The following is a 14,978-nucleotide window of genomic DNA, read 5'->3' on the forward strand; positions in this document are numbered from 1 at the left end:
ACTTGAACAGATTTTCTGATCTGGGTTTTGACAAAATGTTTGATCTGGATATAGACAAAATTTTTTGTGTAGATATGGATGAAAATTTGTGCAGATATAGATAAAAAATAGCCGACATATGGTGTCGGCTTACAAGGTGGGAGAGTTGCAGTTGGATACTATTTAAAAATATTATGATGCCCAAACTGGGTATTGATGTATCTAGATGCCGGAGGGTTGAATATGTCAACGCTTTGCGAAAAATCTATGTTTGACTCGAAAGATGAAGATGCTTGTTCTTCACGTTCCAAGATATAACCTTTCTTTGGCAATGTAATTATCTTCGCCGGAATATCATATCGCTTTAATACTCTACGCAAATGGCATATCGCATGAGTAAGACCCTGCTCTCCAGTATAACTATTGCCGTTCCAAATATGTTTCACTAAAAAATTTCTTGTTACAACTTTATTTGAATGATTCAGGAGAGTATGCATTAAAAGCCATAGCTTATTTCTTAGACGCACTTTACCTTTTTCTGTATGAAGAATCTGTGTCTCAGAGTCAAGGATGCAATCATTAAACCGAATTGTCTTATATGTCTCTTCTGTATCTTGCTTTGGTAAAATCATTGTAGTCAATACCTCCATTTTAGCATCTCCACCTGAAATCGTACGAAGATAGTCGTATTTAACACCGCATATGGATAAATAGCAAGAGTTATATTTGTAAAATAGTGTGAAATTTGCACATCCCAAATCTCATTAAGGAGATTGTTTGCTAATTAATAAAGACAAATTATTGAATATTAATTCAAGTTTTTTTCAATCTTTAACTGCTTGTTTAGTAGCCAAGTATCTTGTTCTATTGGTAGTTGCAAAAAGGAATAAGGACCTATCCAAATAAAAACTTTTTGCAATGGAAGTCATGCAGTAGTTTTCAAAATTAATAATTAGAAATGCATGTTTTTAGGAAACTCAATAAAACAACGACTAATATCGGGAGTTAGACTATGTTACTGAACAACAAACATAGCAAGCTATCTAAAGCAATTAAGATGGCCCTTATTTGTGGAACTATCTCCACGCTACCAATGGCTCAATACAGCTTTTCGGCAGAAGAAGATGAAGCAGAAGTAGAAGAAGAGCGAATAGTTATTACTGGTTCAAGAATTAAGCGAACTAACTTGATGACGGCTTCTCCAGTTACAACAGTAGGTGCAGAAGATTTTCAAATCAGAGGTATAACAAAAGTTGAAGACTTGCTTAACGAGTTACCCCAGGTCTTTCCTGGACAAGTATCTGGTACGGCAAATGGAGCGGTTGGGACCGCAACCATAGATTTGCGATTTTTGGGACCTCAAAGAACTCTAACTTTGATTGACGGGCGTCGCCTTCCTGTCGGTTCTCCAAAGGCTGGTGGTGCAGGGGCTGATATCAATCAAATCCCTGCGGGACTAATTGAAAGGGTTGAATTACTCACTGGCGGTTCATCTGCGACTTACGGCTCTGATGCTATTTCAGGGGTCGTTAATTTTATCATGAAAAAAGATTTTGAAGGTGTGGAACTTGATTACCAGCACAGCTTCTATAATCATGATAATGACAACTCTGACATTCAAAATATTGTAACTTCGTCAGGATTTGAAACCGCGAGTGGAAGTATTACTGATGGTCATACTAACGATTTCTCTATTCTGCTTGGAGCGAATAGTGCGAATGGTAAAGGAAATGTCACCGCATATGCGACCATAAGGGATATTGATTCGATTACCCAGGATTCACGAGACTATAGTAGTTGCGCTCTTGATTTAGACGGTACTGATTTGGTTTGCGCGGGTTCAAGCACAATTCCAAATACGCGAGTTACGGATTTTGCCGGAGGGTTTGATTTTCAAGTAGATGGTACCGATTTTGTACCTTTTAATTCTCTCTATAACTATGGTCCTCTAAATCACTTCCAACGACCCGATCAAAGAAGAACTGCCGGCGCATTTGCCCATTATGAAATGACTAACGATATGGAAATCTATGGAGAATTTAATTTCATGGATGACCGAAGTAACGCACAAATCGCTCCGTCGGGCGCTTTCTTTGTAACCAACTCTATTCCGTGTAGTAATCCCTTTTTATCTACTCAACAATTTGACCAGCTTTGTGGCCAATTTGGTTTGACTGCGGATGATATTCAAACCGCCTATATCGGTCGACGTAATGTAGAAGGCGGACCTCGAAATAATGATCTGCGCCATACCTCTTATCGTGGTGTCATAGGTCTTCGAGGCGACTTCAATGAAAACTGGAGTTATGACCTATTCGCTAACTACTCTACGGTTATCATGAGCGAAGTATACAACAATGACTTGTCAACAACTAAAATTCAGCGTGCACTGAATGCAACAAGAGATGGTGAAGGCAACATTGTATGTCAGTCGGTGATTGATGGCAGCGATCCTAACTGTGTCCCGTGGAATGTTTTCGAGACCGGGGCGGTAACACAAGACATGGTTAACTACCTGGTTCTACCGCTCTTTGCCGATGGTGAAACTGAATCAACTCAGATCGTTGGTTTTGTTTCTGGTGATATGACGGATGCAGGTTGGGTAATGCCTGGCGCTGAAAACGGCCTGAGCATGGTTTTGGGTTATGAGTTCAGAGAAGATAATCTTGTATATAATCCGGACAATGGATTCCGCTCCGGCGATGGTGCGGGCCAAGGCGGACCAACGTCATCAGTTTCTGGCTCACTTGATGTTTCCGAGTTTTTTGGCGAATTCAGTATTCCGCTTATCGAAGATGGTTCTATTGCTGATTCTCTGACGTTGGATCTGGGATATCGCTATTCTGATTATTCTACAGATAAAACAACGGATACCTACAAAGTCGCTTTGGATTGGCAAGTAAATGATGACCTGAAATTTAGAGCCAGCCTGCAAAGTGCGACTCGTCACGCTAATATTCGCGAACTTTTTGTTCCACAGGTTATAGGACTATTTAATATGGATGAAGATCCATGCGCCGGCTCCGATCCAACCTATACGCTTGAGCAGTGTCAGCGTACGGGTGTATCTGCAGGACGTTATGGCACTATCGCAGATAGTCCTGCTGGTCAATATAATGGCTTGTTGGGAGGTAATCCAGATCTTGATCCGGAAGAGTCCGACACTACATCCTTCGGTGTTGTGTTCTCTCCAATGGAAGATTTTGATATCGCATTGGACTACTTCAATATTGATGTGAAAAAAGCGATCAGTACGATTCCGGCGGACTTTATTCTGGAAAAGTGCGCTATAGACAATGTGCAATCTTTTTGTGACATGATTAGTCGCGGCCCTACAGAGACTTTGTGGATTGGTCAGGATAATATCCTGCAAACCAATTTGAATATTGGATTCCTGGAGACCGAAGGTGTGGACTTTGACGTGTCCTATCAATTTGAAATGGCCGAACAGGGCAAATTAACGTTCAAGCTGCTTGGAACCTATTTGATGAAATTTGATAACCAGCCTACGCCGGTATCTGAAGTCATTGAATGTGTCGGCTATTGGGACCGAACGTCCTGTCTGAATCCTCGTCCAGAATGGAGATGGAATCTGGCTACTACCTGGAATACTCCATGGGATATGACGATAACCGGAACCGTTCGATACTTTGGTGATGTTGATGAGTTGAACAATGGTCCAACTGATCTGGATGCGCAAACTTATTTTGATATTGGAGCTACCTGGGATGTTGCAAGCAATACCCAACTTCGCTTTGGTATCAAAAACTTGCTAGACGATGAGCCACCAATTGTTCCCAATGCCCCTTCTGGAGTGGGTAATGGTAATACATTCCCTGGTTCATATGATACCTTGGGACGTTACGTCTTTGCGGGTATTAAGTACAGCTTATAGTTAGTACATTTATGAGAAGGTTGGCGTGTGCCAACCTTCATTCTATAAAACGTTCATTTCTTGCTGTATCTATTATGCATTATTTAACCCGAGCAAAGAGACTTCTGTCTTTGGGCTTCGTTCAAAGTGTTGAAAAGCTTGTCAGGGATATTGGGCTAGATGAATGTTCCAAAGAGGAGTTACTTCTTCTCGATCTCGAATTGGCGCAATTTTCTAAAAACGCCAAAGAAATAGAGCTCTCTTTAATTCGATTGATAGATAATTCTTCTGACAATTCCGACTACGTAGTTCGGTTAGCGGAACTGTATGTTTCACAAAATAAGTTTGAAGATGCTATCTGCTGTTATAGGAAGTATTTAGATAGCAAAAGCGAAGATGCAGATGTCCGTTTTAATCTCGGTTTAGTTTTAAAAAAAAGTGGAAAGCTAGAAGATGCAATTAATGCTTTTGAGTCAGCGCTTGAATCCAGCGTTAACTCACAGGCTGAAGTTTTGAATAGCATGGCTATCGCCTACGTAGAGCTAGGCAAAATTGAGCAAGCAGAAAATTGCTATCTAAAAGCGCTTGAGTTCAATCCAAACTCGAATATGGTCAGGCTTAATTATGCTAGTTTACTGGAGCAACAGGGAAGAAAGGAGCTGGCTCTAGCTAACTACAATAAAATACTTGGACAAACCCCTACCTATTATGATGCGCTAATCAGAATTGCCTATCTTGAAAAGCATAACCAAGAAAATGATACAACTTTAAGAAAGTTAAATCGGGCATTGAGAAAAAGTTCCTTAACAGATGCAGAAAGAGAAGGTCTTTATTATGCTCTCGGCAAAGTATACGATGACATGAGAAAATATCATTTGTCTTTCGAGTGCTATCTAAAAGCGAATAGTTTTAGTAAAGTTCGTGTCGGAACATACTCTAGCGAGTTGACAGAAAATATTTCAACATCTATTCGACGAGCATACTCTACAAGTATAATCCGAGATACAAGTGACCGAACAGAGTCTCCGACCTTTATTTGTGGCATGTTTCGATCTGGCTCTACCTTACTGGAAAGCATTTTAGGCCGTACCGGAGCAATTATGCCTGGTGGAGAATTAAGCTATTTTCCATCTTTACTGGTAAAATCTAATGGTCAGTTAGCGAACAAACTATTCTGTAAAACAGGCAAAAATTTGTTAGAGAATTATGCCGAAGAATACTTGTCTTTTTGTCAGAAGCGTTTTCCGGACGTCAAACATTTAACGGACAAAAGACCAGACAATTTTTTATTTATCGGGTTTATTAAAAGGGTATTTCCCGAAGCAAAGATTATTGTAACTAGAAGGAACCGGTATGATAATGCTCTTTCGATTTACTTTCAGCAGTTGTCGGCACTATTTCCTTACGCTAACGATTTGAGGGATTGTCTGCACTACTACTCTGTTTTTGAAGAGCTCCTGACATTTTGGCTAGAATTATTCCCCAAAGATATAATGGTCGTAGACTACGAAACGCTGATTCTTCAAACATCATCGACAATTGAGAACTGTCTGGAATTTCTGGGGAAAAACAAGAATACCAACTACTCGCCACATACACCGGATAGAGAGCCCGATAAAGCAAGGATTAATACCGCAAGCCTATGGCAGGTGCGAGAGCCAATCTATACTAGTTCAATTAATCGATGGCAACACTATTCTCAGTTTGCGATGTCATCTTTAACGCATAAAAAGTGACAATCTACAGGGATAGGTAAGATGACCATTTGAACCGTAATCGGCATCTCAAAAACCCATCAATATTACCATTGTGTGAAGTTTCACTGCATTCCTTGACAAAATTTGATATCGTTAGCGCAAAGTCTTAATAGATGTATTAGACTATCTCAATATAAGAATTCTAAATGGCCATCACGGTTATTCGGCGAACAACAGGTATGACAAAAAAGGCATTTTTACTAGGGGTAGCTTCGGTAATCACTATTTCTTCATCTCCTTCGTGGGCTCTGCAGAGTGACACGCAGGCTGATAAAGATGAAGAAAAAATGGTTGTTACCGGTACTCGTATCAAGAAAGTTGATATCAACAATCTTTCTCCAATTCTATCTATCAGTCGCGAAGACATGGATAAACAGGGCTTTGCAACAGTAAAAGATCTGGTAGATAGCCTGACTCAAAACACCGGTGGTACCCTCGATAATTCGGCGACATTCGGTTTTACACCAGGAGCATCTTCGGTAAATCTCAGAGGAATAGGGTTTGGACATACTCTGATATTAATCGATGGCCGTCGCTTGCCAATTTATCCAGTGGGAATTGGCGGCACCAGTAACTTTGTCGATCTGTCATCAATCCCGATGGCCTTTGTTGAAAGAATCGATGTACTTACCGATGGGGCATCTGCTGTTTATGGCTCTGATGCCGTGTCCGGAGTGATTAACGTAATCACTCGTAAAGATATAGAAGGTATTTCATTAAATTATCGTATGGGTGATTCCTCTGATGGAGGTTATTCCAATAAAAGGCTAAATCTTTTTACCGGAGCTCGAAGCGGAGACACTCAGGTAGATTTAATTATTGATCTTTGGGATCAAAATCCGGTGTGGGCCTCACAGAGAGATTATGCGGCGAGTGACCTGGCTAATCCTAATGCAACATACAGTGGCGGAGGGGCAAGCTTTTACGGCCTGGATTCGGGCAACGTATATCAGCACCCTGATTGCGGAACGCCGAATGACCCCCTTGGTGGGCTTGGTATTCCAGATGTTGAGGTGACTTTCTTCAACCCCGGAGAGATCTGGTGTGGATTTGATCGATCAGCTTATCGTCAGTTAATTGCGCCGCAAAGTCGAGCGTCGGTAATGAGTCGACTTTCCTACGAAGTGAGCCCCGATCTTACTGTTTTTGGACGAGTCGGTTTTTCTACTTCTCAGACCAAACCTGAAATGGAGCCTAATTTTTATGGTGGGGCTTTATTTAATGGGTATGGTTTTTCTGTACCTAACTGGGGAGCAATGCTACCTGCCGGTGCCGCAAATAATCCAACAACCGGAACGGCATATGAGGAAAGCGGGGTTTTTGTTCGGAGACTGGTTGAGTTCGGACCAAGAAAGAGTGATATAGACAGTAATGCTTACAATCTATTACTCGGATTGGAAGGAACCATGTTTAATGGCCAATATGATTGGGAGCTAGGCGTTTCCTACAATCGTACTAATTTAGATATTACGGCAAATAACATTTTACTTAGCGCGTTAAATCAATCGGTAGATCTAGGGCTAGACCTTTTCCAACCTATTCCCGACTATATGGTGGACGCGCTTTCCTTCACTGCAATTAAGGAAGCACAATCGATTAATCGCGTTATTGATTTTTCCATAACTGGAGATACCGGTTTTAACCTGAATGCTGGCCCGATTAAGTTCGCATTGGCTTTAGAACATGTTAGCGAAGAGTACGAAGATAGGCCTGATAAACGGGTTCTACTGGAAGATGCTTTTGATGGCAGCAGTTCTGGTGCTGGAAAAAGAGAACATACTGGAATTGGCGGAGAGCTAAGCTTTCCATTTTCAGACAATTTTGAACTGGATTTGGCCTTGCGCTGGGACGATTATGATGATGAATCTTCTACTGACAGTGCTTTCAGCCCACGCCTGGCAATGGCTTATCGTCCGACAGAATCCATTCTTACCCGCTTTTCATGGGGACAAAGCTTCCGAGCGCCTGATATGCAAAGGCTCTTCGGTGGGCCAACCAAAGGCTTTTCCGATATTCTTGACCCCGAGTTTTTGATCGATAGTGACGGTAATTTATGTCCTGGCTCAAGCACTGACCCTGACTGTCAGCCCCTGCTAGTCCAGTCTGTAAATACCTATACCTTGTCCAATATTGATTTAGCTGAGGAGGAGGGTGACAACTTCAATCTGGGAGTGGTATGGGAGCCTTCACATGATTTTTCTGTCAGCGTCGACTATTTCAGAATTGAACTGGAAGAGGTTGTAGCGGCACCTTCAGTTCAATGGGTAATTAATGTATGTACTTACTATGGTTATCTCTGCGATTTTGTCAGCCGTGATGAGCTAGGTTCGCTTAGTGGCGGGGATGCGTTTGTTGCCACCTATGCGGTTAATTTCGCAGAGCAGGACACGGACGGGTATGATTTTACAATGAACTACGACTGGCAGAATAGTTGGGGATCATGGTCGAGTCAGGCCAATATTACCTGGGTCAAAACATTTGAAACCCGATTTACTCAAGATTCTGAAAAAGTTGAAGAAATTGGTCTTGGTGCGCTACCTGAGTTTCGAACCAACCTAACCCTGGATTGGGCTCAAGGTAGTTGGGGAGCAACACTAAGAATGAATTTTGTGGATGAGATGGCTGGTGCCTATTGTTTCGAATGTGGCAAAGATGAGTATATCGATTCTTGGACGATTTTCAGTTTAAGTGGACGTTATAATTATTCTGATTTCACCAGAATACGATTTGGAATCAATAACTTAACTAATGAAGAGCCGCCGACAGATCCAACACTAACCAATTGGCCGTGGTTTAATAATGCCGGAGGCTATTACAGTGCTGTTGGCCGAGAATATTATTTACAGCTGGAAACTCGCTTCTAGGGACGAAATTTATTCTGCAAAACTTGCCTGTATCCCACGGCTTGTGTACAATTCGCCCGTCCTGACATGGCTGAATTAGTGATCGGCTATGTTGTTGTATCAACACTGGTATTAATCGTTGGATATATCAGTTACTTTATTGGAGTAAGAAATGTCACTAACTGCTGAAGCAAAAGCTAAGATTATTGCAGAATATGCACGTGGAGAAGGCGATACAGGGTCTCCTGAAGTTCAGGTTGCTTTATTGAGCCACCAAATTAACCACTTGCAAAGCCATTTTAAAGAGCATATTCACGACCATCACTCTCGTCGTGGTCTGCTAAGAATGGTAAGCCAACGTCGTAAGCTTCTCGACTATTTGAAAGGTAAGGATGCAGATCGTTACACTTCTCTCATCGGTCGATTAGGATTACGTCGATAAGCGATGAATCTTTAAAAAGGGGCCTAGCGCCCCTTTTTGTCTTTCTGGGTTCGCTTGTAGAGATAAAACTTAGATTGTTACTCGCAAGCTTTTCCCTGCAAAATAAAGACCTTTTGCTATAAAATATTAATGCATTCTTTGGCGGACAAACTAGTATTGTGTTTGCGCTGTCGAAGACTATAAAGAGCCTAGGTTATTCAATTGAGCTTTTAAGCATTGTACTTGAATAGGAAGAGAGTTAGACGAGTATCTTGATTTAGATTAGAAACTTAATTTGGGAAACTATAGATAAATGTTTCAAAATCAGGTTTTGTTTAAGTTTTACTCGACCTGTCATTCTCAATTCTTTAAAGAACTCAGTTGAATAGTCTAGGCAAACACTAACGCCAGACTACCCATGCATTTATGCAGGTGTCTGAAAATTTAATAAGGAAAACTTTGTGAATCCGATTAAAAAATCATTCCAATTTGGTGGCCGTACGGTCACTCTAGAAAATGGTGAAGTAGCTCGCCAAGCTTCAGGTTCTGTCATTATTGATGTCGAAGGAACAACTATACTAACAACTGTAGTTGGTAAAAAAGAAGTTAAAGAAGGTCAGGACTTCTTTCCGCTAACTGTTAACTATATGGAAAAGCGTTATGCTGCTGGTAAGATCCCTAGTGGATTTATTAAGCGTGAAAATCGTCCATCTGACGCTGAAACTTTAACGGCACGATTGATTGATCGTCCGCTTCGCCCGTTGTTCCCAAAAGGTTTTAAAAATGAAGTGCAGGTGATCTGTACTGTAATCTCGGTCAATCCAGAAGTTGATCCGCAGTTAGTTGCTTTACTCGGCGCATCGGCAGCAATTTCTGTATCAGGTATTCCATTTAACGGACCAGTCGGTGCAGCTCGTGTTGGTTATAAAAATGGTGAGTACATCTTAAATGGTTCGATTTCTGAAATGGAATCTTCTGAGCTGGATCTAACTGTTGCTGGTACTGAAAATGCGGTATTGATGGTTGAGTCGGAAGCCAAAGAATTATCCGAGTCAATCATGCTGGGAGCAGTCATGTTTGGTCACGCTGAAATGCAGGTTGCGATTAAAGCTATCAGTGAATTTGCTGAAACTGTTGGAGTAGAAGCATGGGACTGGACTGCACCTGAAGAAAATACTGCAGTGATTGAACTGGTAGAGTCAAAAGCAAAAGATTCGATCACTCAAGCTTACACCATTGCCGATAAAATTGAACGTCAGAATAAATTAGGTGAAATCCGAGAAGCATTGGTAGCTGAGTTAGCGACTGATGAAGAAAATGCTCCTGCTGAAGCCGATATCCGAGCAGCATTTTCTAAAACTGAGAAGTCTGTTGTTCGTAGTCGCGTTATTGCCGGAGAGCCACGTATTGATGGTCGTGAGCATGATATGGTTCGTGCACTATATGTTCGTACGGGTGTTCTACCAAGAACTCATGGTTCTGCTCTTTTCACTCGTGGTGAAACTCAGGCATTGGTTGTTGCGACTTTGGGTACTGAAAAAGACGCTCAGATTCAAGACGGTATTCTTGGCGAAAGCAAAGAAACATTCATGTTGCACTATAACTTCCCTCCATATAGTGTGGGCGAAGCTGGTTTCATGGGGGCGCCAAAGCGTCGTGAAATTGGTCATGGAAAGTTGGCAAAGCGTGGTGTTCAGGCCATGATTCCAAGTCAGGCTGATTTCCCGTACACAATCCGTGTTGTTTCTGAAATTACGGAGTCAAACGGATCGAGCTCTATGGCTTCTGTTTGTGGTACCAGCTTAGCATTGATGGATGCAGGTGTTCCGGTAAAAGCTCCGGTTGCTGGCATTGCAATGGGACTTGTTAAGGAAGGTGAGAGCTACGTTGTTCTTTCCGATATTCTGGGTGATGAAGATCATCTTGGTGATATGGACTTTAAAGTTGCAGGTAGTGAAAACGGTATCACTGCGTTGCAAATGGATATCAAAATTGAAGGTATCAATCAGGAGATTATGGAAAAAGCGCTTCACCAGGCAAAAGGTGGTCGTTTACATATTCTTAAAGTAATGAATGAAGCGATTGGTACTGCACGTGAAGATATTTCTCAGTATGCTCCAAGAATTTCAACTATCAAAATTGACCCTCAGAAAATAGGTGACGTTATCGGTAAAGGTGGTGCGACTATTCGCGGTCTTACTGAAGAAACGGGCGCGACCATTGAAATTGAAGAAGATGGCACAGTTAAAATTGCTGCGGTTGAAAAGACTGCGTCAGATCTTGCTATACAGCGAATTAAAGAGCTGACTGAAGAGGTTGAAGAAGGCAAAGTATATAAAGGTACTGTAGCTAAAATAGCCGACTTTGGTGCTTTTGTTGATTTCATGGGTAACAAAACCGGTCTGGTTCATATCTCGCAAATTGCTCATGAAAGAGTCAACAAAGTTTCAGATTATCTTGAAGTTGGTCAAGAAATCGAAGTGAAGGTTCTCGAGGTTGACCGTCAGGGACGTATTCGTCTGAGTCGTAAAGTATTGCTTGATCCTCCGGCGCCAAAAGAGGAAGAAGTACAAGAAGAAAGTGCTCCAGAGCAACCAGCTGAAGAGTAATCTTACAGTTAAGAGCAAAGGTAAAAAAACGCGGCAACTGCCGCGTTTTTTTTAATTATTTTTCAGCTCATAGCAGGGGATGTAAGTTTCGCCAGGCAATTTCATACGTTGCTGGTCGACGAAAGCATTTAGTAAGTTATCAAGAGGTTGCATTATTTCTTTTTCTCCATCTATTTTGTAGACGCCGAACTTCTCAATAGCTCTTATCCCACTATCTTTCACATTGCCAGCGACAATTCCTGAAAAAATTCTTCTCAAATTAGCCGCCAGTTTATGTGTAGGAAGACTTCTACTGAGCTCCAGGCTCGCCATATTTTTATGGGTCGGCTCGAAGGGCCTCTGAAAGTCCTCCTGTATCTTTAGGCTCCAGTTAAAATAAAAGGCATCATTTGCTTTCTGTCTAAAGTTGAGAATATCCTTTGTGCCTTGAATCATTGTTCTTGCTACTTCCTCTGGGTCGTCAATTATTATTTTATATTTTTGCTGTGCCTCGAACCCTAAAGTTTTATTGATAAAATTATGTAGCTGTTGAAAGTAAGCTTCGCTCGACTTGGGACCAGTTAATACTAATGGAAAAGGGATTTCTCTATTCTCTGGGTCCAGCAAAATACCCAGTAGATAAAGTAACTCTTCTGCTGTTCCTGCACCGCCCGGAAAAATGACAATACCATGTGCGACGCGCACAAAAGATTCGAGTCGTTTTTCAATATCAGGCATGATAACAAGTTCATTGACGATCGGATTTGGAGCTTCCGCTGCAATGATGCCAGGTTCAGTTAAACCGAGAAACCTTGATTCAGATATTTTTTGTTTAGCATGGGCAATGGTTGCTCCTTTCATTGGGCCCTTCATTGCTCCTGGTCCGCAGCCAGTGCAGATATCGAGTCCTCTCAATCCGAGAGAGTGGCCAACATCTTTAGTGTACTTATATTCGATATCAGAAATTGAGTGACCTCCCCAGCAAACTACCATATTTGGATGTTCACCACTGCGAAATATATTGGCATTCCTCAGTAAATGAAAAACATAATCTGTTATGCCGACGCCAACTGATAGGTCGCTCTGTTTTCTGAGTCTTTCCGCTTCCGAATAAACGATGTCTCGCATCGCACTGAAAAGCATCTCTCGACTTGAAGCAATCATTTCTCCATCGACGAAAGCATTCGCTGGCGCATTAAACAGGTTAAGCCGAATTCCGCGTTCCTGTTGTACAATTTCAATATGAAAGTCCGGGTAAGCTTCCATAATTGTTTTTGCGTTATCACTATCAGAACCGGTATTCAGTATTGCCAGTGCACACTGTCTGAACAGGGCGTATAGGCCATTTTCGCCAACTTCCTTGAGCATCTCAACTTCAAGTTGAGAGAGTATTTCCAGACTACCTTTTGGGGTGACCGAGGCATTAATTGTGGATCGTGATGAAATATTTTGAGCTTGTTGTTTATCTAACATTTTCTACCTTCTACTACTGCTCCTTTAATTATAGACATTATTGTGACAACAGAGTTTCAAACAATTACCTTATACGAATTTGCTACTTAAAGTTGCAATATATAAGCTTTCTTACATTTTAATTCTTTAAATCAGTGGCTTTGGTTAATATCGTGACACCAAAAGAATGCAAAATCTTGATTAAAGAGTAGAAAAATTACATGAAGGTGATCAATCGACTAAAAGATAAAGTGAAACGACACAAGGAAAGAAATACGCCGCTTGGATTTAAACTGGTTCTTTCTGACAGTATTAATTTTGTGAATGAAGGTGACTGGGAAAAGGTCGCTGAACAGGGAAGCGTGTTTCTAAGTAAGGCCTATCTATCGACAATCGAAAGGTTCTCTCCTGCTAATACTGAACAACGCTACGCCATTGCCTATAGAGAAAATCAACCACAGGTTATAGTGGCATGTCAGATAGCCGAAATCAGTGGACTAAATTTTATTCATCCATGTAATGACTTAAAAGAAAAAGTAGCGGCAAACGTCAAGGAAAGGCTAATTGTTTGCGGCAATCTGGTTTCCAGTGGCTTACATGGCGTTGCTTTCGATGAGTCGATTGACATGGAAACCGCATGGCGGTTGGTTGCTGAGATTACTTATCGTATTCGTAAAGCAGAGCATTTAAATGGTGCTGTTGATTTTGCCATGATAAAGGATATCAAGGGAGAACAGCTGAGCTCTTCAAGCGTTGTTGAAAGGTATAGCTATCGAAAAATCAAAACCGATCCTGATATGGTTTTGAATCTGGATGAGTCGGTTCAGTCATTTGAAGACTACCTGGGTATATTAACTTCCAAATATCGTAGCAAGGTTAAAAAAATTGCAAATACTGTGGAGAAAGCTGGATACAAATGCGAGCAGGTTGAAGTCGGTTACGCTCTGGATAAGCTGCTACACCCTTTGTATCTTAATGTTGAAAACAAATCATCAACTCGACTCGCTACTTTGCCGGAGGGGTATTTTGCAGGATTAGCCAGTGCGTTAGGCGATAAATTTGTTTGCTATGTTATCCACAATGAGGAAAAAATCGCTGGGTTTATTTCTATTATTATCGATGGGCAAAAAGCACTGGCTTATTATGTTGGTGTTGATTACGAAGTCAATAAAGAAATCCCGATTTATTTTCGCCTGCTTCAGCTGGTTATCGAGTGCGCCGTCGAACGAGGTATTAAAACGATTTCTTTTGGTAGGACCGCGCTTGAACCAAAGGCTAGCCTGGGAGCAAAACCAGTCGAAGCCTATGTGTGGGCAAGACATCGAGTTCCGGTTGTTAACTTTATGCTGCGACAGCTTTTTGGACACATTCCATATGAAGAAGCACCAGAAAGAAATGTGGTCAAGACTTAACGTTTTGACCATAAATTACTGAAAATTTTTGCGTCTGCTTTTTGAATCGGGTCAAGCTTATTGCTCCGGACTTTGTGAGTTCTAATTAAAAGTAGCACTGTTTTGGTATTACTCGAGTGACTGAAACTGCTATTACCATTACGTAAACGTAAGACTTGAAAGCCTTTATTTCCGTAGCGTAAAACTGGGTTTTCTGCTATATAACTAAAAGTTAGTATGGGGGCAGTTTGGCTCGGTTTTTTACTCGTACCTTTACTTGCAGATATTCACTATCTCTTTGTTTTGTATTCGTTTTATGAAAATTTTGAGTGTATAGTTTTAGAGAACTGGTGCGTGTCAGTTTTAGTATTAAACCGGCTATTTGGGAGTAGCTCTCAAAAAGTTATTTGTATTAATTTCAAACTCTATGATACTTATATGCACATCAGTTGATTGTACTGGGAAAATTCCTGTGCAATTGAAAAACGAATTAAATAGACCAATAGCTAAATAGAAATCCGTTTTTATGAACAAACTTATTTCAAAATTTCATAACATTATTGTCCTCGTCGTGGTGATTATTATTTCTCCGCGGGGGACGGCTATTGTTTAAATAAAACAAACGCTGGAAAAACCCCCGCTTCGAAAGAACCGGGGGTTTTTTACTAATCAG

General features: G+C 41.2%; 8 protein-coding genes. 6 read left to right on the top strand and 2 right to left on the bottom strand.

What is annotated here, in order from left to right:
* Nucleotides 1–158: 158 nt before the first annotated feature.
* On the bottom strand, nucleotides 159–629 hold the full coding sequence (locus IYN84_RS11310; protein WP_210330417.1) for a winged helix-turn-helix domain-containing protein: 471 nt from the start codon (nucleotides 627–629) through the stop codon (nucleotides 159–161).
* Nucleotides 630–991: 362 nt separating this feature from the next.
* Here IYN84_RS11310 and IYN84_RS11315 point away from each other — a divergent pair, with 362 nt between their 5' ends.
* The 5 genes from IYN84_RS11315 (at nucleotide 992) to pnp (ending at nucleotide 11,483) form a co-directional block, all read left to right on the top strand.
* On the top strand, nucleotides 992–3,874 hold the full coding sequence (locus tag IYN84_RS11315; RefSeq protein ID WP_196139327.1) for a TonB-dependent siderophore receptor: 2,883 nt from the start codon (nucleotides 992–994) through the stop codon (nucleotides 3,872–3,874).
* 74 nt (nucleotides 3,875–3,948) lie between these two features.
* Nucleotides 3,949–5,589: a sulfotransferase gene (locus IYN84_RS11320; protein WP_196139328.1), complete on the top strand. Its 1,641-nt coding sequence runs from the start codon at nucleotides 3,949–3,951 to the stop codon at nucleotides 5,587–5,589.
* Nucleotides 5,590–5,756: 167 nt separating this feature from the next.
* A complete protein-coding gene (locus tag IYN84_RS11325) occupies nucleotides 5,757–8,474 on the top strand; it encodes a TonB-dependent receptor (protein ID WP_196139329.1) in 2,718 nt (905 codons plus the stop codon).
* A gap of 151 nt (nucleotides 8,475–8,625) precedes the next feature.
* Nucleotides 8,626–8,895, top strand: a complete 270-nt coding sequence (gene rpsO, locus IYN84_RS11330) for a 30S ribosomal protein S15 (RefSeq protein ID WP_196139330.1) — start codon at nucleotides 8,626–8,628, stop codon at nucleotides 8,893–8,895.
* A 440-nt stretch (nucleotides 8,896–9,335) separates the two neighbouring features.
* Entirely contained in the window at nucleotides 9,336–11,483 is a 2,148-nt protein-coding gene (gene pnp, locus IYN84_RS11335) for a polyribonucleotide nucleotidyltransferase (protein WP_196139331.1), read from the top strand.
* Between the two features lie 51 nt (nucleotides 11,484–11,534).
* Here pnp and ppnN read toward each other — a convergent pair whose 3' ends face one another.
* On the bottom strand, nucleotides 11,535–12,935 hold the full coding sequence (gene ppnN / locus IYN84_RS11340) for a nucleotide 5'-monophosphate nucleosidase PpnN (RefSeq protein WP_210330419.1): 1,401 nt from the start codon (nucleotides 12,933–12,935) through the stop codon (nucleotides 11,535–11,537).
* 200 nt (nucleotides 12,936–13,135) lie between these two features.
* On the opposite strand from ppnN, the gene IYN84_RS11345 reads away from it, so the two are divergent.
* Nucleotides 13,136–14,326 carry a GNAT family N-acetyltransferase gene (locus IYN84_RS11345; protein WP_196139332.1) on the top strand — a complete coding sequence of 397 codons (1,191 nt, stop codon included), beginning with the start codon at nucleotides 13,136–13,138 and terminating at the stop codon, nucleotides 14,324–14,326.
* The last annotated feature ends 652 nt before the right edge of the window (nucleotides 14,327–14,978 follow it).

Origin of the sequence: Aliikangiella sp. G2MR2-5 (assembly GCF_015687155.1) — a bacterium.
Taxonomy (GTDB): domain Bacteria; phylum Pseudomonadota; class Gammaproteobacteria; order Enterobacterales; family Kangiellaceae; genus Aliikangiella.

Bases quoted from the DNA above. Each gene is read 5' to 3' on its own strand.
- IYN84_RS11345 (WP_196139332.1), top strand. From the start codon at position 13,136: ATGAAGGTGATCAATCGACTAAAAGATAAAGTGAAACGACACAAGGAA.
- rpsO (WP_196139330.1), top strand. From the start codon at position 8,626: ATGTCACTAACTGCTGAAGCAAAAGCTAAGATTATTGCAGAATATGCA.
- ppnN (WP_210330419.1), bottom strand. From the start codon at position 12,935: ATGTTAGATAAACAACAAGCTCAAAATATTTCATCACGATCCACAATT.
- IYN84_RS11325 (WP_196139329.1), top strand. From the start codon at position 5,757: ATGGCCATCACGGTTATTCGGCGAACAACAGGTATGACAAAAAAGGCA.
- IYN84_RS11310 (WP_210330417.1), bottom strand. From the start codon at position 629: ATGGAGGTATTGACTACAATGATTTTACCAAAGCAAGATACAGAAGAG.
- IYN84_RS11320 (WP_196139328.1), top strand. From the start codon at position 3,949: ATGCATTATTTAACCCGAGCAAAGAGACTTCTGTCTTTGGGCTTCGTT.
- IYN84_RS11315 (WP_196139327.1), top strand. From the start codon at position 992: ATGTTACTGAACAACAAACATAGCAAGCTATCTAAAGCAATTAAGATG.